23 protein-coding genes are annotated in these 22990 nt (G+C 57.4%); 5 read left to right on the top strand and 18 right to left on the bottom strand.

The features are described from left to right. Positions 1 to 26: 26 nt before the first annotated feature. Complete coding sequence (locus IEW18_RS18845; protein ID WP_188559430.1) at positions 27 to 485, bottom strand: T9SS type A sorting domain-containing protein; 459 nt, start codon at positions 483 to 485, stop codon at positions 27 to 29. 309 nt (positions 486 to 794) lie between these two features. Here IEW18_RS18845 and aspS point away from each other — a divergent pair, with 309 nt between their 5' ends. Continuing rightward, a complete protein-coding gene (gene aspS / locus IEW18_RS18850; protein WP_188559431.1) occupies positions 795 to 2558 on the top strand; it encodes an aspartate--tRNA ligase in 1764 nt (587 codons plus the stop codon). Positions 2559 to 2867: 309 nt separating this feature from the next. Continuing rightward, positions 2868 to 4202: an OmpA family protein gene (locus IEW18_RS18855; RefSeq protein WP_188559432.1), complete on the top strand. Its 1335-nt coding sequence runs from the start codon at positions 2868 to 2870 to the stop codon at positions 4200 to 4202. Between the two features lie 67 nt (positions 4203 to 4269). Here the strand turns inward: IEW18_RS18855 and IEW18_RS18860 are convergent, their stop codons facing one another. The 5 genes from IEW18_RS18860 to nuoK form a co-directional block, all read right to left on the bottom strand. After that, positions 4270 to 5676 carry an NADH-quinone oxidoreductase subunit N gene (locus IEW18_RS18860; protein ID WP_188559433.1) on the bottom strand — a complete coding sequence of 469 codons (1407 nt, stop codon included), beginning with the start codon at positions 5674 to 5676 and terminating at the stop codon, positions 4270 to 4272. 51 nt (positions 5677 to 5727) lie between these two features. After that, positions 5728 to 7197, bottom strand: coding sequence for a complex I subunit 4 family protein (locus IEW18_RS18865; RefSeq protein WP_188559434.1), 1470 nt, complete (start codon positions 7195 to 7197; stop codon positions 5728 to 5730). Beyond that, complete coding sequence (locus IEW18_RS22025) at positions 7197 to 7466, bottom strand: superinfection immunity protein (RefSeq protein ID WP_373285749.1); 270 nt, start codon at positions 7464 to 7466, stop codon at positions 7197 to 7199. The genes IEW18_RS18865 and IEW18_RS22025 overlap by 1 nt, the downstream gene beginning before the upstream one ends. 4 nt (positions 7467 to 7470) lie before the next feature. Further along, positions 7471 to 9426 (bottom strand): NADH-quinone oxidoreductase subunit L, encoded by a 1956-nt coding sequence (nuoL, locus tag IEW18_RS18875; protein ID WP_188559436.1) that lies wholly within the window; start codon positions 9424 to 9426, stop codon positions 7471 to 7473. Positions 9427 to 9537: 111 nt separating this feature from the next. Further along, on the bottom strand, positions 9538 to 9870 hold the full coding sequence (gene nuoK / locus IEW18_RS18880; protein ID WP_045687923.1) for an NADH-quinone oxidoreductase subunit NuoK: 333 nt from the start codon (positions 9868 to 9870) through the stop codon (positions 9538 to 9540). 272 nt (positions 9871 to 10142) lie between these two features. Here nuoK and IEW18_RS18885 point away from each other — a divergent pair, with 272 nt between their 5' ends. The 3 genes from IEW18_RS18885 to IEW18_RS18895 all read left to right on the top strand — a co-directional run bounded on the left by IEW18_RS18885 (position 10143) and on the right by IEW18_RS18895 (position 11815). Beyond that, on the top strand, positions 10143 to 10616 hold the full coding sequence (locus tag IEW18_RS18885; protein WP_188559437.1) for a MaoC family dehydratase: 474 nt from the start codon (positions 10143 to 10145) through the stop codon (positions 10614 to 10616). Between the two features lie 153 nt (positions 10617 to 10769). Next, entirely contained in the window at positions 10770 to 11375 is a 606-nt protein-coding gene (locus IEW18_RS18890; protein ID WP_229728852.1) for an RNA polymerase sigma factor, read from the top strand. A 65-nt stretch (positions 11376 to 11440) separates the two neighbouring features. Further along, on the top strand, positions 11441 to 11815 hold the full coding sequence (locus IEW18_RS18895) for a periplasmic heavy metal sensor (RefSeq protein ID WP_188559438.1): 375 nt from the start codon (positions 11441 to 11443) through the stop codon (positions 11813 to 11815). Between the two features lie 56 nt (positions 11816 to 11871). Here IEW18_RS18895 and IEW18_RS18900 read toward each other — a convergent pair whose 3' ends face one another. The 12 genes from IEW18_RS18900 to IEW18_RS18955 all read right to left on the bottom strand — a co-directional run bounded on the left by IEW18_RS18900 (position 11872) and on the right by IEW18_RS18955 (position 22971). Further along, positions 11872 to 13626 carry a serine hydrolase domain-containing protein gene (locus IEW18_RS18900; RefSeq protein ID WP_188559439.1) on the bottom strand — a complete coding sequence of 585 codons (1755 nt, stop codon included), beginning with the start codon at positions 13624 to 13626 and terminating at the stop codon, positions 11872 to 11874. A gap of 164 nt (positions 13627 to 13790) precedes the next feature. Next, positions 13791 to 14315 carry an STM3941 family protein gene (locus tag IEW18_RS18905; protein WP_188559440.1) on the bottom strand — a complete coding sequence of 175 codons (525 nt, stop codon included), beginning with the start codon at positions 14313 to 14315 and terminating at the stop codon, positions 13791 to 13793. A gap of 74 nt (positions 14316 to 14389) precedes the next feature. Further along, entirely contained in the window at positions 14390 to 14902 is a 513-nt protein-coding gene (locus IEW18_RS18910; protein ID WP_188559441.1) for an NADH-quinone oxidoreductase subunit J family protein, read from the bottom strand. 99 nt (positions 14903 to 15001) lie between these two features. After that, the gene (locus tag IEW18_RS18915; RefSeq protein WP_188559442.1) at positions 15002 to 15574 is read right to left on the bottom strand and encodes a NuoI/complex I 23 kDa subunit family protein; all 573 of its coding nucleotides are present in this window, start codon (positions 15572 to 15574) and stop codon (positions 15002 to 15004) included. A 60-nt stretch (positions 15575 to 15634) separates the two neighbouring features. Next, on the bottom strand, positions 15635 to 16717 hold the full coding sequence (gene nuoH, locus IEW18_RS18920) for an NADH-quinone oxidoreductase subunit NuoH (RefSeq protein ID WP_188559443.1): 1083 nt from the start codon (positions 16715 to 16717) through the stop codon (positions 15635 to 15637). Positions 16718 to 16830: 113 nt separating this feature from the next. Next, a complete protein-coding gene (locus IEW18_RS18925) occupies positions 16831 to 17832 on the bottom strand; it encodes an NADH-quinone oxidoreductase subunit G (RefSeq protein ID WP_188559444.1) in 1002 nt (333 codons plus the stop codon). Positions 17833 to 17961: 129 nt separating this feature from the next. Then, a complete protein-coding gene (nuoF, locus tag IEW18_RS18930) occupies positions 17962 to 19302 on the bottom strand; it encodes an NADH-quinone oxidoreductase subunit NuoF (RefSeq protein WP_188559445.1) in 1341 nt (446 codons plus the stop codon). A gap of 124 nt (positions 19303 to 19426) precedes the next feature. Continuing rightward, positions 19427 to 19996 (bottom strand): NADH-quinone oxidoreductase subunit NuoE family protein, encoded by a 570-nt coding sequence (locus IEW18_RS18935; RefSeq protein ID WP_188559446.1) that lies wholly within the window; start codon positions 19994 to 19996, stop codon positions 19427 to 19429. A 21-nt stretch (positions 19997 to 20017) separates the two neighbouring features. Continuing rightward, positions 20018 to 21286 (bottom strand): NADH-quinone oxidoreductase subunit D, encoded by a 1269-nt coding sequence (locus IEW18_RS18940; RefSeq protein ID WP_188559447.1) that lies wholly within the window; start codon positions 21284 to 21286, stop codon positions 20018 to 20020. An 18-nt stretch (positions 21287 to 21304) separates the two neighbouring features. Further along, positions 21305 to 21868: an NADH-quinone oxidoreductase subunit C gene (locus IEW18_RS18945; RefSeq protein WP_188559448.1), complete on the bottom strand. Its 564-nt coding sequence runs from the start codon at positions 21866 to 21868 to the stop codon at positions 21305 to 21307. 86 nt (positions 21869 to 21954) lie between these two features. Next, positions 21955 to 22509 (bottom strand): NADH-quinone oxidoreductase subunit B, encoded by a 555-nt coding sequence (locus IEW18_RS18950; RefSeq protein WP_308428074.1) that lies wholly within the window; start codon positions 22507 to 22509, stop codon positions 21955 to 21957. Positions 22510 to 22578: 69 nt separating this feature from the next. Continuing rightward, complete coding sequence (locus IEW18_RS18955) at positions 22579 to 22971, bottom strand: NADH-quinone oxidoreductase subunit A (RefSeq protein WP_188559449.1); 393 nt, start codon at positions 22969 to 22971, stop codon at positions 22579 to 22581. Positions 22972 to 22990: the final 19 nt, after the last annotated feature.

Consider the following 22990-nt stretch of genomic DNA (forward strand, 5'->3'; position numbering starts at 1 on the left):
TCCGTGCAATCCGTTTAAGCCGTGATTTAGCGGCGCTTCTTGGAAACGGATACCGAGGGGTACTTGATGCTCACCTTTTTCCAGTACACGTAGTTGCCGGTTTTGGCCTCAATCAGGTAAGTGCCGGCCGGAATACGACCCAGGTCTACGGGCGCGCCGGTGTTGTTCTGCGGGTCAAGCTCAGTGGTGTACACGGGCTGCTTTTTGTAATTGGTCATCACCAGCGTGCCGGGTTTGGTGAACTGCTGGGTGAAGCTGAGCATAATGCTCTGGCCGCTGGAGGAAGGAAATACGTCGATGCCCGAAAGAGTTTCTACGCGCTTGATGGGGCCGTTCAGGGTTACGGGCTCCACCGTCTCCGATTTGGTTTTGATTTCCGTACCGTTGACTTCGGACTTGGTTTTGGTTTTAACCTTGGTCTGGGCCTGAGCAGCGGAAAAAGACAAGAGCGTGGCGGCCATGGCGAGCAGAACGGGGCGTTTCATATGGGTAAAAGAAGGTTGTGGCACGTGAAGAATGGTTGGTACGGGGTGGTTTGCATACTCCGTGCCGGATTTAGGCCGAGTCTGCAAAAAAGGAGCCTTCACCCGGGAAATCCTAGTTTTCCTCAACTTCGCCCCCGGTAAGTCCCGCTCCCAGACCGACGTTTTTTCAGCCTTCGACTGATTTTCCTGCCTACCTTCGCCCTGTAATTGAATGAGAAATGAAGAATGAGGAATAAAGAGTTGCTGTCGGCCCGACTCTCAATTCTACTGCTCATTCTTTGATTTCTCATTCCTCATGCTATTAAGAACATGCTCCGGACTCACACCTGCGGCGACTTGCGCCCCGAACACATTGGTTTAACCGTTACGCTCTGCGGCTGGGTTCAGCGCACCCGCGACAAAGGCGGCATCCTGTGGGTGGACCTGCGAGACCGGTACGGCCTGACGCAATTGGCCCTGGAAGAAGGGGTAGAAACGGCCGAGGTGCGCGAGCAGGCCCGGCAGCTGGGCCGCGAGTTTGTGCTCTGCGTGACGGGCCGCGTGGCCGAGCGCCACTCCAAAAACGACAAGATGCCCACCGGCAGCATCGAAATTCGGGTAGAAACGCTGCAGGTGCTGAACCCGGCCAAGCTGCCGCCCTTCCTGATTGAGGACGAAACCGACGGCGGCGACGACCTGCGGATGAAGTACCGCTACCTCGACTTGCGCCGCTCGCCCGTGCGCCAGAACCTGATGCTGCGCCACCGCGTGGCCCAGGCCACCCGCCGCTACCTCGACGGCCAGCAGTTCATCGAAGTAGAGACGCCCGTACTGATTAAAAGCACCCCGGAAGGCGCCCGCGACTTTGTTGTGCCCTCGCGCATGAACGCCGGCGAATTCTACGCCCTGCCCCAGAGCCCCCAGACGTTCAAGCAGCTGCTGATGGTGTCAGGCTTCGACCGGTACTTCCAGATTGTGAAGTGCTTTCGCGACGAGGACCTGCGCGCCGACCGTCAGCCGGAATTCACGCAGATTGACTGCGAAATGTCGTTTGTGGAGCAGGAAGACATCCTCAACACCTTCGAAGGGCTGGTGCAGTACCTGTTCCGGGAGGTGAAAAACCTGGAAATCGGCCAGCTGCCCCGCATGACGTACGCCGACGCCATGCGCTACTACGGCAACGACAAGCCCGACACGCGCTTTGACATGAAGTTCGTAGAGCTGAGCGAGGTAGTAAAAGGCCACGGCTTCCCCGTATTTGAGGCCGCCGGGCTGGTAGTAGGCATCAACGCTACCGGCGCGGCCTCTTACACCCGCAAGCAGCTCGACGAACTGACCGAGTACGTGAAGCGCCCCCAGATTGGTGCCACTGGCTTGGTGTATGCCCGCGTGGAGCAGGATGGTACGGTGAAGTCATCGGTGGATAAGTTTTACTCCCAGGAGGCGCTGCAGCAGTGGAAAGCGGCCTTCAACGCCCAGCCCGGCGACTTGCTGCTGGTGCTGGCCGGCGAGCCGAACAAAACCCGCAAGGCCCTCTCGGAGCTGCGCCTGGAAATGGGCCAGCGCCTCGGTCTGCGCGACAAGGACACGTTCTCGGCCCTGTGGGTAGTCGATTTTCCCCTGCTCGAATACAACGAGGAGGAAGGCCGCTATTTCGCCATGCACCACCCGTTCACCTCGCCCAAGCCCGAAGACGTAGCCCTGCTCGACTCGCCCGACACCATTGGGGAAGTACGCGCCAACGCCTATGATATGGTCATTAACGGGGTAGAGGTAGGCGGTGGCTCCATCCGCATCCACGACCGCGCGGTGCAGGCCCGCATGTTCTCACTCCTGGGCTTTTCCGATGAAGAAGCCAAAGCCCAGTTCGGCTTCCTGCTCGACGCCTTCGAGTACGGCGCCCCGCCCCACGGTGGCATTGCCTTCGGCTTCGACCGTCTCTGCAGTCTCTTCGGCGGCGCCGATTCCATCCGCGACTTCATTGCCTTCCCCAAAAACAACTCCGGCCGCGACGTCATGATTGACTCGCCCTCGCCGATTTCAGATGCCCAACTAAAGGAGTTGAGCATTGCTACGGCAGTAGCAGGGAAATAGAGTTTACTTATTTCCAGACCCGGAAAGCGGCGCCTGATATGTCAGGCGCCGCTTTCTGTTTTATGGCAGGCACATAACCGAGGGAATCGTGCTGAAGCGGGTAAGCCTCCCCACCTGCAGCCCAATATCACTAGCACCGGTAGTAAGGGCCACATTCAAGCGAATATTACTGTTAAGCTTCTGATGATCAGTAAAGAAGCACGAGGTTTTTAAGAATGCTAGACGGTGTAAGATTTAATCATTTAACGTAATTATTGTAATAAATAATTGTACTTTGTGTCATGTTGGACTGTAAGGGAATGGATAATCATGGAACAAGCCGTAACGCACACTTCACAAGTATTTTTCACCAGTAAAGTCGTAGATCGGCTGGCCGAACAGACCCAGGAAAGTCAGGCCGGGATTTGGGTTGCTTTAGGCCAAATAGTCCCCACAGTGGTGCATGCGCTGGTGGGTCGCGTAAGCGGACCCGATGGCCCCGAAGCGGTATGGAAGCTGAGCCGGGAGGCCTATGGTGCTAACGTTCCCGAAACTATTCTGGAATCGGGGCAGGAGGCGTGGCTGCAACGGGGCGAAGCGCTTATGCGGGGCTTGATGGGGGAATCCTACAACGTAACCAGCCTGCGGATAGCTTCTGCGGCTAACATCAACTCCTCGGCGGTGCACCACTTATTTAGTGTGGCAGCGGTAGCGGCGCTGGGCGTAGCTGGCGAATACAGCCAGGAACATAAGTTTGACGTGGCCGGACTGGCGCAGTGGCTTCAGCAGGATGAAGGCGCGTTTCGCCGGCTGTTGCTGGCCGGGGGTACGCGTTTACCCGTCCCCGAAACAGGCCGGGAGTTGACTCCCTTACCAGAGGTAGCCCTGGGGGTAGGCACTGAAATGGCACCTACTACCGGCTCTTGGACCGCAGTAGGAGGAGGCCGCACGTTTACGCCCGCGCCACCTGCGCCCAGCGCCACTACCCAAATTGCCAGCCAGCCGTGGGTGTGGGGCGTGCTCCTGCTGACGGCAGTGGGCCTGGGCTACTTCTTCGGGCACGATTCGGGAGAAGCCCCGCAGAATGGCACCGCAGCGGGGCTGGTAACTACTAGCATGGCGGCAACTGCTCCGGCGAAGGCTGCTGCCACTGGCCGCTACGACCCCGTCGACGACAAATACATTTACGACACGGGTCAGCCCCTGATTCTGCGGCTAGCTGATGGCACTACCCAAAAAGTGGGGGCCAGTTCTACGGAAAACCGCCTCTACACCTTCCTGGCCGACCCCAGAATGCAGGTAGACTCCGTGAACCGCACTAAAGGCTGGATTAACTTCGACCGGGTGTACTTCGAGACGGCACAGACTACCCTCACGGATGAGTCGTATCAGCAGCTGCGCAACATTGCCAGCATCCTCAAAACCTTCCCCAATTCAGTGGTAAAGATTGGAGGCTACTCTGACAGCACAGGTCATGCCCTGAAAAACTTTCAACTCAGTGAGGAGCGAGCTAAAACCGCCATGTTGGTACTTGCCAACGAAGGCGTAGATATCAACCGCCTGCAAGCTAAAGGCTACGGAAGCAAATACTTTGTTACCTCCAACAATACTGCCGAGGGGCGGGCTCTGAACCGGCGCATCAGCATTCGGGTCGTGAAAAAGTAAGATTTACCCACGCATAAAAAAAGAGCGGCCCTTGGGGCCGCTCTTTTTTTATGCGTGGGTGCTGCGCTTATAAAATACCGCTCACCAGGCCTGGCAGTACGCCTAGTACTACCGTTAGCAAGGCCAGCAGCAGTAGGGCCGCCGACTGGAACGAGCCAACCGGCACCGCCTCGGTGGTGGTAGCATCAGGAGCATTCATGTACATGGCAATAATGGGCCGCAGGTAGTAGTAGATGCTAACCATGGACATCACCACGGCAAATACCACGAGGCCAATGTAGCCATTTTCCACGGCGGCCGAGAACACGAAGAACTTGCCGAAGAAGCCCCCGGTAAGCGGAATTCCCGCCAACGACAACATAGCAACCGTCATAACAAAGGCCAGCAACGGATTGGTTTTCGCTAGACCGTTCAGGCCATTATAATCCTCGCGCTGGCGGGCATCGGCCACCAGCTTGAGCACCCCGAAAGCGGCCACGGTAGCCACCGAATAGGCCAGGGAGTAGAAGAAAACGCCATTGGCGGAGGCTCCTTCCAGTTGCCCGTTGAAGGCTACCAGACCAATGAGCAGGTAGCCCGCGTGCGATACGCTGGAGTAGGCCAGCATCCGCTTGATGCTGGTTTGGGCTACGGCCCCCACGTTGCCAATCAGCAAGGTAAGTACGCACATGGCCGTGAGGGTAGGCAGCCACAGGCCCTGGGCCGCGGCCGCCGGGAAAGCCTGGACCAGCAGCTTCAGGAAGGCCGCGAAGCCCGCCGTTTTTACCACCGTGCTCATGAAAGCTGCGAAGAAGGTAGGCGTGCCCTCGTACACATCGGGCGTCCAGAAGTGGAAGGGCGCGGCCGATACTTTAAAGCCAATACCAATCAGCATCAGCAGCATACCGATGTAGAGCATGGGCGTAAGCGTGGCATTGGCCGGGTTCTGCACCGCAAAGCTGATGTCGCGCAGCACGAAGGTGCCGGTAGCGCCGTACACTAGGGCCATGCCGAACAGCAGAATGCCGGTGGCAAAAGCTCCCATCAGGAAGTACTTCAGGGCAGCTTCGTTGGAGCGCAGGTTGCGCTTGTCGGAGCCAGCCAGCACGTACATGGCAATGCTCAGGGTTTCAATGCCCAAAAACAGCATCAGCAGGTGGTTGTACGACACCATCATGATGGCGCCCACCAGCGAGAAGAGCAGCAAAGAGTAGTATTCCGCCAGATTGGCTTCACCGTCGCGCACGTACTGCTGCGAAAAGGGCAACAGCAGCAAGGCCGTCAGAACTACGATGCCCGTGAAGGCCACCGAGAAATTATCAACGACGAGCATCTCGTTGAAAAACGACTGCGAGGTGCCCCAGTCCAGAAAGTTCACCCCGAATACCACGGCCAGCATGAGCATGGCCACGGGTAGCAGCAACCGGTTGGAGCGGCGGAACCCGAGGAACAGGTTGCCGAGGCCCAGAACGGAAAGTAGAATGATTGAATTCATTAGCGTAGGAGGGAGTTGCCACGGCGGAAGCCACCGCGGACTACCATCAGTTTAGCGTTTTACTACCTCGTTCAGAATGCTCAGCACGCTGCCTTCCGACAGGTGCAGGAAGGTGTTGGGAAACAAGCCGATCCAGAATACCAACACAATAAGCGGCACCAGCAAAGCCAGCTCCGCGCCGGTCAGGTCAGTGAAAGTGGCGGTGAAGGACGAGTCCGGGCCCAGCATTACGCGCTGGAACATGCGCAGCAAGTACACGGCGCCCAGAATAATGGTCACGCCGGCCACGGCGCCCATCCAGGCATTGTACTGGTACACACCGGCCAGCAGCAGAAACTCACCCACGAAGCCATTGGTCAGGGGCAGGGCCACGGTGCCAAGCAGCAAAACCAGGAAGCACACCGTGAGCACCGGTGCCTGCCGGGTCAGACCGCCCAAGTCGGCAATGTTGCGGGTACCCGTGCGGCGCTCAATGGCATCGGCAATGAAGAACATGCCTACCACGTTCACGCCGTGGGCCAGCATTTGAATACTGGCGCCCTGCAGGCCAATTTGCGTGAGGGAAAACACGCCGGCAATCATCAGTCCGACGTGCGAGAGGGAGGAGTAAGCAATCAGGCGCTTTACATCCTGCTGGCGAATAGCAATGATGGCCCCGTAAATAATACCGATAACCGCCAGAATCAGCACCAGATTCTGCCACCGGTCAACGCCCAGGGGCACGACGGGTAGCAGCCAGCGCATGCAGCCGTAAATACCCATCTTCAGCATAATGCCCGAGAGCAGCATGGTGGCCGGAGCCGGAGCCTCGGTGTAGGTGTCGGGCTGCCAGGTGTGGAAAGGGAAGATGGGCATCTTCACGGCGAAGGCCGCAAAAATCAGCCAGAACAGCCAAGCCTGCGTTTCGGCCGGCAGGTTCAGGTTGTAGAAAGAAGCCAGGTCGGAGTTATGGGCGGCCAGACCGTTGGCCGCGGGGCCAGTCTGGAAGTAGAGGTACACGAAGCCAGCCAGCATGAACAAGGAGCCGACGATGGTGTAGAGGAAGAACTTGAACGTGACCTTGGCACGGTTCACGCCGCCCCACACGCCGGCCAGAAAGTAAATCGGAATCAGGGCTACCTCCCAGAAGAAGTAGAACAGAAAGGCATCCTGGGCCGTGAACACGCCAATCAGGCCGGTTTCCATGAACAAGACCAGGGCGTAGAACACCGACTCATTCTCGAAGTCGCGGCGGAAGGCGGCCAGCAGAATAATCGGGACCAGAAAAGCCGTCAGCAGTACCAGCAGCAAGCTCAGCCCGTCCATGCCCACGTGGAAATTCATGCCAGCGGAGGCAATCCAGGGCAGGTTCAGCGAGAATTGTCCGGCGTTGTTCGGGTTGAACGTAAAGGCTGCGTAGGCCGCCAGCACGAGTTCGACCAGCGCCGCGCCGAACGCCGCCACCCGGGCAGCGCCGCCTTTAAAGAAGTGCAGCAGCAGGGCGGCCGCCACGGGCCAGAGTAGGAGAAGGACAGTCAGCATTAGCTAATCAGGTTATTCCGATGACGCCAAAATCCGTGTGAAGCAGCAGCTTCCTGATCAGTAGGCGACAGTTTGAGCGCAAGATGAAGAGCGTAGAACCATCCGATGAGGGTCCAGCCCAGGAGCAGATTCAGGAAAAAGATGGTCCGACCATTTTGCTGGTCACGACCGAAAAGGGCGGGCATCATGTAGCACGTTAGCATAAACAAGGCTCCAGTTAGGGAGAAGCCAGGTTCAATTATATCTGCTAGCAGTAATGCGCCCTGCATACACCTAAAACTTCAGGTAGTTCAAAGCCAGCACCAGCACAATGCCTACCACCATCAGGATGAGGTAAGTTTCCACGGAGCCGGTTTGCACGTAGCGCAGCAGCTGCCCGCCGCCCATGGTCAGGCGGCCGAAGCCGTTCACCACGGGGTCGATGATGCCGTTTTCCACGTAGCGGTAGAGGCCGCGCGAGAGGCCCATGATGGGGCGCACGAACAGGCCATTATACAGCTCGTCGATGTAGTACTTGTTGTAAACCACATTCTCCGGGGCCGAGCGGTGCGCGTCGTCCTCGGCCGGGCGCACGCCGCGGCTCACGTATTGCACGTAGGCGAAGATGATACCCAGCACGCCGGCGCCCACCGAGAGGCCGATGAGCATGTACTCCGTAGCGTGGTCAACTTCCACGCCGAAAGCGGCGGGGTTCAACTGCTTGGAGTAAGTGAACAGCGGCGCGAGGTAGTTGGCCAAGTAGCCGTTCTCTTCACCTAGCAGCAGCGGCGCGTTCATGAAGCCACCCACGGCGGCCAGAATAGCCAGAATAACCAGCGGCAGCGTCATGGAAGCCGGCGACTCGTGCAGGTGGTGCTTCTGCTCCTCGGTGCCGCGGAACTCGCCGAAGAAGGTCAGGAACAGCAGGCGGAACATGTAGAAGGCCGTCAGGAAGGCCGTAAACAGACCCACCGCATACAGGGCCTTGCTGTGCTGGTAGGCGTGCAGCAGGATTTCGTCTTTAGAGAAGAAGCCCGAGAAGGGCGGAATGCCGGCAATGGCCAGGCAGCCGATCAGGAAGGTGATAAACGTAATGGGCAGAGCCTTACGCAAACCACCCATGCGGCGCATGTCCTGCTCGTTGCTCATGGCGTGAATCACGGAACCCGCGCCCAGGAACATCAGGGCCTTGAAGAAGGCGTGGGTCAGGACGTGGAACAGGGAAGTGCTATAGCCCATGACGCCCAGCGCCAGGAACATGTAGCCCAGCTGCGATACGGTGGAGTAGGCCAGTACCTTCTTGATGTCGTTCTGGGCCAGGCCAATGGTAGCGGCAAACAGGGCCGTAGCGGCGCCAATAATGGCAATAACTTCGAGCGTATCGGGAGCCAGCGTGAAGAGCACATTGGCGCGCAGAATCATGTAGATGCCCGCCGTTACCATGGTCGCGGCGTGTATCAGGGCCGAAACGGGGGTAGGGCCGGCCATGGCGTCGGGCAGCCACGTGTATAGTGGTAGCTGGGCCGATTTACCGGTGGCGCCCACAAAGAGCAGCAGGGTAATCACCGTGACGATGCTTACGGTGTAGGGGCCGAACTGACCCAAGTGCGCCTTCTGAAACACTTCCCCAAACTGCACCGAGTTGAAGGTGAGGTAAATCAGGAAGATGCCCAGCAGAAAGCCCAGGTCGCCGATGCGGTTGATGATGAAGGCTTTCTTGGCGGCGTTGTTGTAGTTGTGGTTTTTGTTCCAGAAGCCGATGAGCAGGTAGGAGCACAGTCCCACGCCTTCCCAGCCGATGAACAGAATCACGAAGTTGGCGCCCAGCACCAGCACCAGCATGCTGAACACGAATAGGTTCAGGAAGCTAAAGAACTTGCCCACGTTCTCGTCGTGGTGCATGTAGCCAATGCTGTACACGTGAATCAGGAAGCCCACGCCCGTCACCAGCAGCAGCATAATCAGGCTGAGCTGGTCAATCTGGTAGGAAAACGGAATCTGCAGGGAGCCCACCGAAATCCAGTCGAAGAGCGTGACGGTGTACTGGTACTGAAAATTCAGGAACAGGAACACGGAAATAGCAAAGGAGCCGAGCACGGCTGCCGAGCTAATCAGGCCGGCTACCGTGCCGGAAAGCCGGCGGTTGAGCAGCCCGTTGATGAGAAAACCCAGAAACGGCAGCAGCGGAATCAGCACGTACAGGAAAGTGGAGTACGGGGCGCTGGCGGCGGGTAATACTTGTTCTTGCATATGAATGGGGTCTTGGGGCCTAGGGCTCAGCGGCTTGGCTTCCGTAGATTTTTCCATTCAGTGGAACGGAAAAGCCATACTACCAACGCCTTAAGTCCTCACGGCTCAAACCTAGAACTTCAGTCGATTAAGCAGATTAACGTCGGTGTTTTGCAGGTTGCGGTAGATCATCACAATAATGGCAAGCCCCACAGCTACTTCCGCGGCGGCCACAGCCATGATGAAAAACACGAAAATCTGCCCGTTCGCGTCTGCCCGGTACGCCGAAAAAGCCGTCAGCAGCACGTTTACAGCATTGAGCATCAGCTCCACGCACATAAAGATGATAATGGCATTTCGGCGGGTTAGTACTCCGAGCACCCCAATGGAAAACAAGGCGGTGGCAAAGAAAACGTAGTACTGAAGGGGTACCGTTTGGATGACCTGCGGTATATTCTGGTCCATGCGGGAAGGCTGACGGCGAAAGGACGCCCGAACGATAGAGGAGTTCAGGACAACTAGCCGGCAAAGGTATCCTGAAAATTGGAAAACGCCACGGCAAAATCTGACCCTTTCTAGGCTGAGACAAGACGAAGATTCACGGCTGGCAAGGCCGCCGGACGCGGCCAGACAGTAAACAGCGTCGTTTTCATTTCCCGCCCGAACCGCATCTTTGCAGGCCGGGCCGCTGGCGCCCGTTTCCTACCTTCGTAACCACACCCCAATTTCCTACCCGCATGAGCATTACCATTGGCAGCCTGACCGAGTTGTTGCAGTACGAAGGCCAAGAGCTGGGAATCTCGCCCTACCACCGTATCACGCAGGAGCAAATCAACCAGTTTGCGGCCGCCACGCTGGATTTCCAGTGGATTCATCTGGATGCCGAGCGCGCGAAAACGGAGTCGCCGTTTGGTGCTACCATTGCCCACGGTTACCTTACGGTGGCCCTGCTGCCCTACCTCTGGAACCAGATTGTAACTATTGAGAATCTGAAAATGCAGGTAAACTACGAAGTTGAGAGCCTGCGCTTCAACCAGGCCGTGACGGTAGATAGTCAGGTGCAGCTGCGGGCTAAGCTGCTGACAGTAAAAGACTTGCGCGGCATCGCCAAGGCTCGTATTGAGGTAGCGCTGAATATTGAAGGAAGCCGCAAACCCGCGTACACAGGTATCATTACCTTCCTGTATCATTTCGATAACCCGGCTCAGTAAAACGGCTTTGTGCCCTGAACTCCACAATTCCCGCTGAACAAGGGCTTTGGGCAACCAAGGCGCCTTTCCGAGCTGTACTGCCGGGGCTACATCCCTAAATAATTACTACCTAGACTAAAGTATTCAAGAGGCTCCCGCGTCTGCCGGAGTAGAATGGAAACTATTGCCTACCCACTCGACGCCTCACTGATGACGGCTGGCCACCAGGACCTGCAAATTCAGGAAGCTGTACGCACCCAGCGCACGCGCCTACTGGCCTTTATACGCCGCCGCATCCCTGATGAAACCGAGGCCGAAGACGTACTCCAGGATGTGTTTGCGGAGCTGGTGGAAAGCTACCGGATGCTGAAACCGGTGGAGCAGGCCGCCGCCTGGCTGTTTCGCGTGGCCCGCAACAAAATCACGGACCTGTACCGCCGTAAAAAGCCGGTTTCGTTGGAAAATGAAATGGCCCTGTTCGCGGCCGACGGAGAGGAGAATACGCTGCTGCTGGCCGACATCCTGCCGGCGCCTGATGATGCACCCGAAAACCGGCTGCTGCGTGAAACGCTCATGGAAGCTCTTTCTGATGCGCTGGCTGAGTTACCGGCGGCCCAGCGGCAGGTATTTATCTGGCACGAGCTGGAAGACAAAACCTTCCGCGAAATGGAAGAGGAAACCGGCGTTCCGCTCAAAACCCTGATTTCGCGCAAGCATTACGCTGTGCAGCACCTACGCAAGCGGCTGCAAACGCTCTATACTGAGCTGTTTACTGATTAATCATTTGAAAAAGTGTGGCAAGGATTCGTGTCCTTCCTTTCTTTTCTGCTTTCTATCTACCCAGCATGAACCGCTCCTTTTGGCTGCTTGGCGGCCTCAAATTCATACTCTTTGCCACCTTGTTCGTGGCCGTGGCTGGCTTCCTGACCATGTACCTCTGGAACTGGCTGGTGCCGACCTTATTTAGCGGGCCTACTATTACGTTCTGGCAAACCCTAGGGCTGCTGCTGCTTTCCCGCATCCTGTTTGGAGGGTGGGGGCGTGGGGGCCGGGGCCAAGGCTGGGCCCAGCGGCGCCGCTTGTGGAAACAGAAAATGGAATCCCGGATGGCGGGTCTGACCCCAGAGGAGCAGGAGAAGTTTCAGCAGAAAATGCGCGCCAGTTGCGGTCCAGCGTGGATGCGCCGCTCCCCGGCGGAAGAGCCTTCTTCCCCGGTTTAAAATAGAAGGCTCCTGGTTTTTCACCAGGAGCCTTTTTCATAGGCAAGAATACGTGCCTACCCTTTGCGCCAACTCAGCAGACTACGCAGGCGTCCTAGATAAGAGTTTTGCTCAGAAGCAGGTTGCGCCTGGGGGGGGGCGGGTAGGGCGGGTGATGTTGCCCGAGAACTTTTGGCCCGCACTTTACTTGCCAAAGAGCTTTTATGAGAGCTGCTGCGGAGCTTGGCTTTAGCCAGTGGAGCCGGCTCAGGAAGTTGAAAGCGGGTGCTGGGGTTGCCGTCAAAGGCATATACGGGCTGCATACCCGTCTTCTCATCCATTCGGTACTCCATAACCCGAGCGTAATACGTGCGGCCAGGCAGTAGGCCATTTACTTGCACAGTGCTGTCGGGGCCGGCGGCCACTACGTAGTTGCCCTGGCCCAGAGAGGTCCCGTTGCCTAGTATGCGCCCCCCAGCGTAGGTACGGCCGTCTAGCGGGAAAGCATTGACCGGGGCTCCTTCGCGCACTACCACCAGCCGATGCGTGCCATTGCCATTACTCCAGGCCAAAGTGGCCGAGTTAGCGGCAGTTCGCTTCACTCGGAGCCGGGTTGCGTGTTGCTCGGGTGGAAACAGATCAACGGAAGGCCAAGTGTTGGTGCTGTTCACGCAGTCCCAGCCCAGCTCTTCCACATCATTCCAAAAACGGTTGGTATTCGGGCAGGCATTGAATAGCAGGGCCCAAGTGTAGCCATCCGGCGTGCGGGCTACCAGGCTGGTCGAGCCGTTAAGGCAACCGGTATGCCACCAGACCCCGCGCTTGCTGAGCATCCAGCCCTTGCCGTAGCGCCGGGTTGCCTGGGAAGGTGCCGTCATGGTGTCCAGGGTCGAAGCCCGCAGGAGGTCGGGGCGGGTAGGGGAGCCATCCACCGAGAGCAAGAGGCGCACCAAGTCCCGGGCCGTGAAAAGCCAGCCGCCGTGGGCATTCATGGCCTCGAGGTTGGCCCCACCGTAGGCAAAAGGCACCTGCTTGCCCGTGCCGTAGCACGATTCGCCCATGAGCGGGCAAAAATATTCCGCCTCGTTTTCCTGCTTATCCGCCCGGAGGTTGCGGCCCAGGTGGGCTTCCTGAATACCGCTAGGAGCTAAAACATGGGCGCGGACCCATGCTTCGTAACGTTGTCCGGTTACCTTTTCAATGATTTTGCCCAGGATCAGGTATCCAATATTGGAGTAAGCAAACCGGCTACCAGGCGTGAAGTTCAAGTTCTGGCTCAGCAGGTAGCGCACCAGCGTGGAGTCACCGACTGGGTTGGGCACGTTCATTACCTGCGCTACGTGAACCGGAAAGTCTATTGGGTCGGAGCTGCTGAAGCCATCCACGCCTGCGTCGCGGTTCCAGCCTGCAGTGTGTTCTAGCAGCTGGCGCACCGTGATGGTATAGATACGCGGGTCGGTGATGACGCTGGTATAATAGCTGTCGTTGAGGTAGCCCTGGGGCCCGAAAACCCGGTGCTGAAGGTCAAGGCGGCCATCTTCCAGCAGCTTCATAATGGCTACAGAAGTTACGGGCTTTGATACGCTGGCCACCCGAAACAAGGTAGCGGGCGTTGCGGGTTGGCTTTTGGCCAGGTCGGCGTAGCCAAAGCCGCGGGCGTACACCAGCTGGCCGTGCCGACTGATAGCCACAGAAGCCCCCGGGAGCTTCCAGCGAGTCATGAACTTCTGAATAACGGCATCACACGGTACCGTTTCGGGTGCCGATGCGCCCGTTTGTGCCCAGGCCGGGTAGGCCAGCAAGCCCAGCAGTAGGGCCAGCAACTTCTTCACAAATCCAACCGGATAAAGAGCCTCTATAACAGCTAAATACAGCTGCTGCAGTCTGTTAGCAGACTTACAATTTTATTAGATAAAATGGAGAATATGGTAAGCGAATTGCGGGATAAAATTTAATTTTTAAAAGAAAATAACGAGCATTTTATTCCGATTCTAGATTAGAAGCTCTTGGTAAAGTCCTCAAGCAAAGGCACCCGGACTTTCGGGTTAGCTTTTGACATCAATAGGATAAACTCAAGCAGCCTGACTTCATCGACGTTGATCTGACATAAGGAGATGTTGAGCTCCTGGAAGCCGAGGTGCTTGGGAATGGGAGCTAGGGTTTGGGCAAGTTTGCCCTGCTTGCGGGAAGGCTCCCACTCCGGCGGCACAACCAAGCAGATAAACTTTTGCCCGTGGACCTGAACCAGGTAAGCGTCCTCGATAATATTCCAGTTGATAAACACCTTGTGAGCCATCCGGTCGAAAATGCCGGCTTCATTCAGAATAATCTGGGGCCGCCGGTCCAGCAAATGGTAGACGCCCACTGGATAGCCCAGTCCAAAAAAGAGGATACACGCCCAGGCTCCCCATTGAGGGGTAGTGCCCTTAAGCAACAGTCCGCAGCCTACCGCAACGAAACCAGAACAGCCGATGAGCAGCTTTACGGCGCGCCACCGTGATTTGTATAGCTTTACTTCCATCGCACAAACATAAAAAAAGCGGCTACTGATGCTTCAGTAGCCGCTTTCTATTCTGCCCGTCGGGCAGGACTATATTAAAAGTTTCGTTCTCCTACCTCGCGTTTGCCCAGCATAACAGCTCCTACCATGGCTACTAGGAACAGCACCGAAGCCAGTTCGAAGGGAAGCAGGTACTGCTGATACAGCACGAGGCCCAGGCGGTTAACCATCCCAATCTGCGAGTCGAAGGTAGCGTCGGTGGGGGCACCGGTGGGCAGCACGTCTTTCAGGGCTACTACCAGGATAAGCAGCAAAGAACCACCTGCTACGGCGGCGGCAATCTTGGCTAGGGCCGGCTTGTGCGGTTCCGTGTCCACGTTCAGGTTCAGGAACATAATCACGAACAGGAACAGAACCATGATGGCCCCGGCGTACACGATGATGTTCACGGCGGCCAGGAACTGCGCGTTTAGCAGCAGGTAGTGTCCCGACAAGGCGAAAAACGTCAGAATCAGGAACAGCACGCTGTGCACCGGATTTTTAGCGAATACCACGCCCAGGGCGCTAAGCAACGCCACGAAAGCCAAGAAGAGGAAGAGAGGAGACATGAAGTGAGTTATCAGGGGTGAGTTGTCGGTTGTTAGCTAGAGAAACGGTAAGCAGCGGCGGGCAACATACCCGAATTACTGCCTACCACAAACCAACAACTAGACTTGCTGAGCAAGCTTGTTACGCAGGGCATCGGCTTGCTCCGGCGTCAGCTGGATACCACGCACCGAGCGCTCATCCGGTGACACGGGCTCCACAAGACGGTCCTTGCCGTAGATAAACTCGTCCCGCTCGTACCGTGGCGGCGCAATTTTGTCGGCTTGCAAGTACACCGCCGCTTTGGGGCAGGCTTCCTCGCACAGGCCACAGAAAATGCAGCGCAGCATGTTCACCTCGTAGCTGATGGCGTACTTTTCCTCGCGGTAGAGGCCTTCCTCGCCTTTCTTCCGCTCACCGGCTACCATAGTAATGGCTTCGGCGGGGCAGGCAACAGCGCACAAACCGCAGGCCGTGCACCGCTCCCGGCCCTGCTCGTCACGCTTGAGCACGTGCAGGCCCCGGAAAATAGGAGCGAAGGGGCGGACCTCCTCGGGGTAGCGAACCGTCGCCTTCTTCATGAAGAAGTGACGCATCGTAATGCTCAGACCCTGGAAAATTGCCGGCAGGTAGGCCCGCTCGGCCAGGGTCATGGGCTTCTTTTCTAGTTTCTTGGCTCTATTTGTGAGTTGCATATGGTCAGACCAAGTGCCATTCTCCCCTAGTGGTGCGGAATGACGCGGTAGCAGAGAAAGTTAATTAATCACCCCAAACAGGATGAGCCCGCCGGTGATGAGGATGTTGAGAACGGCCAGCGGAATCAGGATGGTCCAGCCCAGGCGCATCAACTGGTCGTAGCGGAAGCGCGGCAGGGTCCAGCGAATCCACATGAAGAAGAAGATGAAGGCAAAGATTTTCAAGAACAAGCCAACGGTACCCAGCAGGGTAATCAGGTTCTGAGCCGAAGCCAGCTCCCAGCCCTGGTTGCTTACCAACCAGTCGCGCAGCTCATACTGAAACGGGAAGTTGAAGCCCCCGAAGTACAGCACGCTCATCACGGCCGACACCACGAAGATGTTCACGTACTCGGCGAACAGGTAGAGGCCCAGCTTCATGGAGGAGTACTCGGTGTGGTAACCGCCTACTAGCTCGGTTTCGCACTCCGGCAAGTCAAAAGGCGTGCGGTTGGTTTCGGCGAAGGCGCACACCAGGAAAATGATAAAGCCCAACGGCTGTTTCACAATGTTCCAGAAGTGCCACTCGCCGGCTACCGACTGCTGCAGGGTGATGTCGCGCAGGCTCAAGGTGCCCGAAATCATCAGTACGGCAATCAGGGCCATGCCCATAGCTAGCTCGTAGCTGATGTTCTGGGAAGCCGCCCGAACAGCACCTAGCAAGGAAAACTTGTTGTTGGAAGCCCAGCCGCCAATCATTACGCCATACACGCCCAGCGAAACGACGCCGAACACCCACAGCATACCGATATTTACCTCGATGCCCTGCAGAAAGAAGGCGTTGTTGCCGAAGCTCATGCTGTTGCCAAACGGAATTACCGCCGACGACATCAGGGCCGTAATCATGGCCAGGCAGGGGCCGAAAATGAACAGAGCCTTGTTGGCGCCGCCCGGAAAAAATTCTTCCTTGGTAAACATCTTCACGGCGTCGGCCAGGGGCTGAGCCAGGCCGTAAGGGCCGGCGCGGTCCGGACCTACGCGGTCCTGAAGAAAGGCTGCAATAACGCGCTCAGCGTACGTGCAGTAGGTCGCAATCAGCAACGAAAGCGCGAATACAACGAAGATGACAATGGATTGCCAGCCTAGTGCGGGTAGTTCAATCATTAGTTTTTCACGTTTGTCATGCTGACGAAGGAAGCATCTCGCCAGCGTGGTAATTACTTTGGCAACCTCAGCACGCGAGATGCTTCGCTGCACTCAGCATGACGTTCTGAATCTTAGCTACCCAGCTTGAGTGGCGGATTCTGGGCCAGTTCGCGCTGGGTACTTTCCGGCAGGTCAGCAATAACCGACTGGTTTAGCACGGGCAGCTCGTAGTGGTTGGCCGAAATTACCGAAGAACGGTCAATGTGGGCAGGGCCCTCAATCGTCCAGTCCGACGTTTCCTTCTTCTCGAAGCGGCACTCGTTGCAAATCCACTCCTTCACCTCGCCATACTGGTCCTTGCGAGCGGTAGTACGGAGTACTTCCTTGCCTTTGTACCAGAGCACTACGTTGCCGGAGCACTTAGGACAGTCACGGTGAGCATTCACGGGCTTCGTGAACCACACGCGCGACTTAAAGCGGAACGTCTTATCAGTCAGGGCGCCTACCGGGCACACGTCGATGACATTGCCGGAAAAGTCATTGTCGATGATGTTCTCGATGTAGGTGCCGATTTCCGCCGCGTCGCCGCGGCCCAGCACGCCGTGCACCCGATTATCGGTAATCTGGTTGGCCGTGTACACGCAACGGTAGCACAGAATGCAGCGCGTCATGTGCAGCTGAATCAGCGGCCCAATGTCAATTTTCTCGAAGGTGCGGCGCTCTTCCTGGTAGCGGGTCGTGGACACGCCGTGCTCGAAGGCAAAGTTCTGGAGGTCACACTCCCCGGCCTGGTCGCACACGGGGCAATCCAGCGGGTGGTTGATGAGCAGCATTTCCACGATGCCCTTGCGCACGTTCAGCACCTGCTCGGAGGTAGTATTTTCCACTACCATGCCGTCCTGCACCGGCGTTACGCACGAGGCTACCAGCTTGGGCATGGGTCGCGGGTCCTTGGCCGAGCCGGCGGCTACCCGCACGAGGCAGGCGCGGCACTTACCACCCGAGCCTTTCAGCGGGGTGTAGTAGCACATGGCCGGGGGCACAATGCTACCCCCAATTTGGCGGGCAGCATTCAGGATAGTGGTTCCGTCCGGAACTTCTACCTCAACGCCGTCGAAAGTTATTTTAGCCATTTAGGATGAAGACTTTTAAAGTCGTCGGTCATGCTGAGTGCAGCGAAGCATCTCGCGTGCTGACGTTAGAATTACTATTTCAATGACACCACGCGAGATGCTTCGCTGCACTCAGCATGACGTTCTGGATTAAACCAGTACCGCGCTAGGGCGGTACACGGCGCCGGGTTGGGCGGCTTCCTTGGCGTGCGTTACGTGCCACTCAAACTCGTGGCGGAAATGACGTACAGCGGCAGCAACGGGCCAAGCGGCAGCTTCACCGAGTGGGCAAATGGTGTTGCCCTCGATTTGCTTGGCCACGCTTACCAGCAGGTCAATGTCTTCCATGTGGCCGTGGCCGTGCTCCAAGCGGTGCAGTACCTTTTCCATCCAGCCCGTCCCCTCGCGGCAGGGCGAGCATTGCCCGCACGACTCGTGATGGTAAAAGCGGCTGAAATTCCAGGTGTTTCGCACAATGCAGGTTGTCTCGTCCATGGCAATGAAGCCACCCGAGCCGAGCATGGTACCCGTCACGAAGCCACCGTCGCTTAGCGACTCATAAGTCATAAGGCGGTTTTCGCCGGCCGCGGTTTTGAGGATAAGCTCCTTGGGCAGAATCGGTACGGAGGAACCGCCGGCTACTACCGCCTTCAATTCCCGGCCTTTCCAAATGCCCCCGCAGTACTCATCCGAATAGATGAACTCTTCAACGGGCAAGCCCAGCTCGATTTCGTAGATGCCAGGCTTGTTGAGGTGGCCGCAAGCCGAAATCAGCTTGGTGCCGGTGCTCCGGCCCACGCCAATCTTGGCGTACTCGTCGCCGCCCTCGTTCACGATAACCGGTACCGCAGCAATGGACTCTACGTTGTTTACTACCGTGGGGCGGGCATACAAGCCCTGCATGGCCGGGAACGGCGGCTTATTGCGCGGGTTGCCCCGTTTGCCTTCCAAGGATTCCAGCAAAGCAGTTTCCTCACCGCAGATGTAGGCGCCGCCGCCGGGATGCACATGCAGGTCCAGGTCGTAGCCCGAGCCGAGAATGTTCTTGCCCAGAAAACCGTTAGCGTAAGCTTCAGCGATGGCCTTTTCCAGGATGCGCAGTACGTACAACAACTCCCCACGGATATAGATGTACGAGGTGTTGGCGCCCAGCGCGTACGAGCTCGTAATCATACCCTCGATGAGCAGGTGGGGCAGCTTCGACATCAACTGCCGGTCCTTGAAGGTGCCCGGCTCCGATTCGTCGGCGTTGCAGACGAGGTAGCGCGGCACCCCTTCAGGCTTGGCCAGGAAGCTCCACTTCATACCGGTAGGGAAGCCCGCGCCGCCGCGGCCCCGCAGGCCCGACTTCTTCACTTCTTCCACCACCTCATCGGGGCTCATCGTTTTGAGGGCCTTTTCCACCGAGCGGTAGCCGCCGTGCTTGCGGTACACCTCGAAGGTGTCGATGCCTTCAACGTTAATATGTTCGGTCAGCAGTTTGCGTCCCATCTTGTTCGAAGCTAGTAGCTGTTAGCTGTTGGCTGTTAGCTAGGTATGTAGGCAGTCAGGAATGTCCTGATGAACAATATTCTCTTATCAGGTGGCCATCAGCTAAATGCTAATAGCCAACAGCTTAATTGCGGGCTAGTGCGTTCGGAAGACCCGTTTCTTCCCACGGCAGAGCCGGGCGGTGCACCTGGTTGCGCAATTCCGAGAGCATAGCATCCACAGCGTCTGGGGTATCCAGCTGCTCGTAGTACTTCTCACGCACCTGCACGATAGGAGCGAAGCCGCAAGCCGCCAGGCATTCTACCTCCTTCAAGGTAAACAAACCATCCGCCGAAGCCGGGCCGCCTACTTTGGCGCCGGTAATGCGTTCCAGGTGAGCCGTCAGCTCATCGGAGCCGCGCAGCATGCAGGGGCCCGTCCGGCAGATTTCCAGCACGTGCTTGCCTACTGGCTTAAGGTTGAACATGGTGTAGAAGGAGGAAACCTCATACACCTCAATCGGCTTGATGTCCAGTACCTCGGCTACCAGGTTTTGCACTTCAGGGCTCACCCAGCCCCCAAATTCGGCCTGGGCAATGTGCAGCACCGGCAACAGGGCCGATTTCCGGCGGTCGTCGGGGTAGTGGGTGAGCAGACGCTTGATTTCAGCCTGGGCGGCTTCGGAAAATTGCGGCTTGACGGCAGTCGTCTCCATAGGGTCAAATTCAGCAAAAAACTACGCGTCCAGCTCGCCGGCAATTACGTTCATCGACGACAGGGTCACGATGGCGTCGGAGAGGGTCTGGCCGGTTACCATTTCGGTGTAGGCCTGGTAGTAGATAAAGCAGGGCCGGCGGAAGTGCAGGCGGTAGGGCGTGCGGCCCCCGTCGGAAACCAGGTAGAAACCTAGTTCCCCGTTGCCACCTTCTACCGAGTGGTAGACCTCACCCACGGGGGCCTCAATCTCGCCCATCACAATTTTGAAGTGATAGATGAGGGCTTCCATGTTTTTGTACACGGCCTGCTTGGGCGGCAGGTAGTAGTGGGGCGCGTCGGCGTGGTAGGGGCCTTCGGGTAGGTTTTCCAAGGCCTGGTTGATGATGCGCAGGCTCTGCCAGATTTCCTCGTTGCGCACCATAAACCGGTCGTAGGTGTCGCCCTTGGTGCCCACTGGAATTTCAAACTCGAAATCCTGGTAGCTGGAGTAGGGATTCATCACCCGCACGTCGTAGTCGACGCCGGCAGCGCGCAGGTTGGGGCCGGTGAAGCCGTAGTTCAGGGCCCGCTCAGCGGAAATGGCACCCACGTCCACCACCCGGTCCATGAAGATACGGTTACGGTTGAACATCTTCTCGAACTCGGCCATTACGGCCGGGAAGGTTTTCAACCAGGCGCGCAGCTTGGCAATGGCCACGTCGTTGAAGTCGCGCTCCATGCCGCCTACCCGGCCCATGTTGGTGGTCAGGCGGGCGCCGCTTACTTCCTCGTAGATTTCATACACCTTTTCCCGCTCGTCCATCAGGTAGAGGAAGCCGGTGAAAGCGCCAGTATCAACCCCCAGAATGCCGTTGCAGATCAGGTGGTCGGTAATGCGGGCCAGCTCCATCAGGATAACCCGGATGTACTGAGCGCGCTTGGGCACCTCTACGCCTAGCAGCTTCTCTACCGTCATGTGCCACCCCATGTTGTTGATGGGCGACGAACAGTAGTTCATGCGGTCCGTCAGGGGCGTAATCTGGTAAAAAGGCCGGCGCTCGGCAATCTTCTCAAACGCGCGGTGGATGTAGCCGATAGTCGGAACGCCCGATACGATCCGCTCCCCGTCCATCTGCAGAATGTTCTGAAAGATGCCGTGGGTAGCAGGGTGGGTCGGGCCCAGGTTCAGGGTGGTCAGCTCCTGATTAAAGTCGTTGACGGAAGGCGCCAGCGGGTGCAGATTAGGCCTCTGTACCTCCGCTTCTTCCACAATTTTGCGGGTGCCTTCCAGCGTGTCGTTTACTGCCATGATAAAGGTATCCGGGGCCTAGCGGCCGAAGAAAAGGTCAGTTTTATCCTCGCGGGTACCATCTTCCAAGGCGTATTCCTTGCGCATGGGATGATAATCCATGTCGTCCACGTTCAAAATACGGACGAGGTTAGGGTGGCCAGGGAAGATGATGCCGTAGAAATCGTAAGTCTCCCGCTCCATCCAGTTGGCGGTAGCGTAGAGGTCAGTCAAGGTGGGAACTACCGGGTCAGCAATCGGGAAGAAGATCTTCAGGCGCAACCGAATATTCTGCGTCAGGCTGTGCAGGTGATACACCATGCCCAACTCCTGGCCCTCCCGGTCGGGGAAGTGCATGCCGCACATGGTGGTCAGGAAGTTAAGCTGCAACTCCTGGTCCTGCTGCAGGCCCGCAACGATGTCGTGAATCCGTTCCCGCGTGGTAGTAACCGTCAGCAGGCCGTAGGGCTCCTCCACATCGGTAAAGGTTTCGGCCCCGAACAAGCGGTGCAGCAAAGCCAGCAGCTGGGCGTTTTTCTGCGCCGCGGGGTCTTGCACTGCGGCCATTTCCTGCGCCTCCGGGGATTCGTTTTGGTCAGCCATTCTTTTTGAGAAGCTAGGAGACAGAAGCCAGGCGATAGAAGTGTAACAGAACGAATTCTAGCTACTAGCTTCTATCTCTTAGCTTCTTACTTGATGTTGTAAGATGCCAGCAAGGCCTGATACTCGGGCGAATTGCGACGGCGAGTTGATTCGTTGCGGGCCAGGTCCTGGATGCGCATCAGACCGTCGAGTACCTGCTCGGGGCGAGGCGGGCAGCCGGGCACGTACACGTCCACGGGAATGATCCGGTCGATGCCCTGTAGCACGGAGTAGGTATCAAAAATGCCACCCGAGGAGGCACAGGCACCCATGGCCAGCACCCAGCGGGGCTCAGCCATCTGCTCGTATACCTGCTTTACAATGGGGGCCATTTTCTTGGCAATGGTACCCATTACCATCAGCAGGTCCGCCTGGCGCGGGGAGAAGGACGGGCGCTCCGAGCCGAAGCGGGAAATGTCGTAGCGGGCGCCCATGGTAGCCATGAACTCAATACCGCAGCAAGAGGTAGCGAAGGGCAGGGGCCAGAGGGAGTTAGCGCGGGCCATGCCCACCACTTTCTCCAGGGAGGTAGCGAAAAAGCCCGCGCCTTCCAGGCCGTCCGGCGCGTCTACCATTTTGATTTCAGGAGCTCTATTTTCCATGAGGATCGGTCAGTTTGAAGAAGCGAAATGCTTCAGGTAGGCAACACCAGCCAAGGGCTAAAGGTTGCCCTAACGGGCTTCATTCCAGCGCAAAACGCCCTTTTTAATGACGTAGGCAAAGCCCGCCATCAGCAGGGCCAGGAAGATGATCATCTGGATGAAGCCCTCCTGGCCCAGGGCCCGGAAGTTCACGGCCCAGGGGTACATGAAGATGACCTCCACGTCAAAGAGAACAAAGAGGATGGCCGTCAGGAAGTATTTCACCGAAATCGGGGTGCGGGCGTTGCCCACCGACTCGATGCCGCACTCGAAGGCTTCATCCTTTACCACGCTCTTGCGGCGCGGCCCCAGCAAGTGGGAGGCAATCATTGAAAAAGCTACGAAAGCTATGGCCAGAACGAACTGCACGATAATGGGCAGAAAGTCAGCGGGTTGATACTGGGTCGGAACAGCGAGAAGCATAGGCGTCGACGGAATAAGG

It is taken from the genome of Hymenobacter glacieicola (assembly GCF_014640315.1).
GTDB lineage: Bacteria > Bacteroidota > Bacteroidia > Cytophagales > Hymenobacteraceae > Hymenobacter > Hymenobacter glacieicola.

Coding starts and splice junctions, on each gene's coding strand:
- IEW18_RS18845 (WP_188559430.1), bottom strand. CDS start 485: ATGAAACGCCCCGTTCTGCTCGCCATGGCCGCCACGCTCTTGTCTTTT.
- aspS (WP_188559431.1), top strand. CDS start 795: ATGCTCCGGACTCACACCTGCGGCGACTTGCGCCCCGAACACATTGGT.
- IEW18_RS18855 (WP_188559432.1), top strand. CDS start 2,868: ATGGAACAAGCCGTAACGCACACTTCACAAGTATTTTTCACCAGTAAA.
- IEW18_RS18860 (WP_188559433.1), bottom strand. CDS start 5,676: ATGAATTCAATCATTCTACTTTCCGTTCTGGGCCTCGGCAACCTGTTC.
- IEW18_RS18865 (WP_188559434.1), bottom strand. CDS start 7,197: ATGCTGACTGTCCTTCTCCTACTCTGGCCCGTGGCGGCCGCCCTGCTG.
- IEW18_RS22025 (WP_373285749.1), bottom strand. CDS start 7,466: ATGCAGGGCGCATTACTGCTAGCAGATATAATTGAACCTGGCTTCTCC.
- nuoL (WP_188559436.1), bottom strand. CDS start 9,426: ATGCAAGAACAAGTATTACCCGCCGCCAGCGCCCCGTACTCCACTTTC.
- nuoK (WP_045687923.1), bottom strand. CDS start 9,870: ATGGACCAGAATATACCGCAGGTCATCCAAACGGTACCCCTTCAGTAC.
- IEW18_RS18885 (WP_188559437.1), top strand. CDS start 10,143: ATGAGCATTACCATTGGCAGCCTGACCGAGTTGTTGCAGTACGAAGGC.
- IEW18_RS18890 (WP_229728852.1), top strand. CDS start 10,770: ATGGAAACTATTGCCTACCCACTCGACGCCTCACTGATGACGGCTGGC.
- IEW18_RS18895 (WP_188559438.1), top strand. CDS start 11,441: ATGAACCGCTCCTTTTGGCTGCTTGGCGGCCTCAAATTCATACTCTTT.
- IEW18_RS18905 (WP_188559440.1), bottom strand. CDS start 14,315: ATGGAAGTAAAGCTATACAAATCACGGTGGCGCGCCGTAAAGCTGCTC.
- IEW18_RS18910 (WP_188559441.1), bottom strand. CDS start 14,902: ATGTCTCCTCTCTTCCTCTTCTTGGCTTTCGTGGCGTTGCTTAGCGCC.
- IEW18_RS18915 (WP_188559442.1), bottom strand. CDS start 15,574: ATGCAACTCACAAATAGAGCCAAGAAACTAGAAAAGAAGCCCATGACC.
- nuoH (WP_188559443.1), bottom strand. CDS start 16,717: ATGATTGAACTACCCGCACTAGGCTGGCAATCCATTGTCATCTTCGTT.
- IEW18_RS18925 (WP_188559444.1), bottom strand. CDS start 17,832: ATGGCTAAAATAACTTTCGACGGCGTTGAGGTAGAAGTTCCGGACGGA.
- nuoF (WP_188559445.1), bottom strand. CDS start 19,302: ATGGGACGCAAACTGCTGACCGAACATATTAACGTTGAAGGCATCGAC.
- IEW18_RS18935 (WP_188559446.1), bottom strand. CDS start 19,996: ATGGAGACGACTGCCGTCAAGCCGCAATTTTCCGAAGCCGCCCAGGCT.
- IEW18_RS18940 (WP_188559447.1), bottom strand. CDS start 21,286: ATGGCAGTAAACGACACGCTGGAAGGCACCCGCAAAATTGTGGAAGAA.
- IEW18_RS18945 (WP_188559448.1), bottom strand. CDS start 21,868: ATGGCTGACCAAAACGAATCCCCGGAGGCGCAGGAAATGGCCGCAGTG.
- IEW18_RS18950 (WP_308428074.1), bottom strand. CDS start 22,509: ATGGAAAATAGAGCTCCTGAAATCAAAATGGTAGACGCGCCGGACGGC.
- IEW18_RS18955 (WP_188559449.1), bottom strand. CDS start 22,971: ATGCTTCTCGCTGTTCCGACCCAGTATCAACCCGCTGACTTTCTGCCC.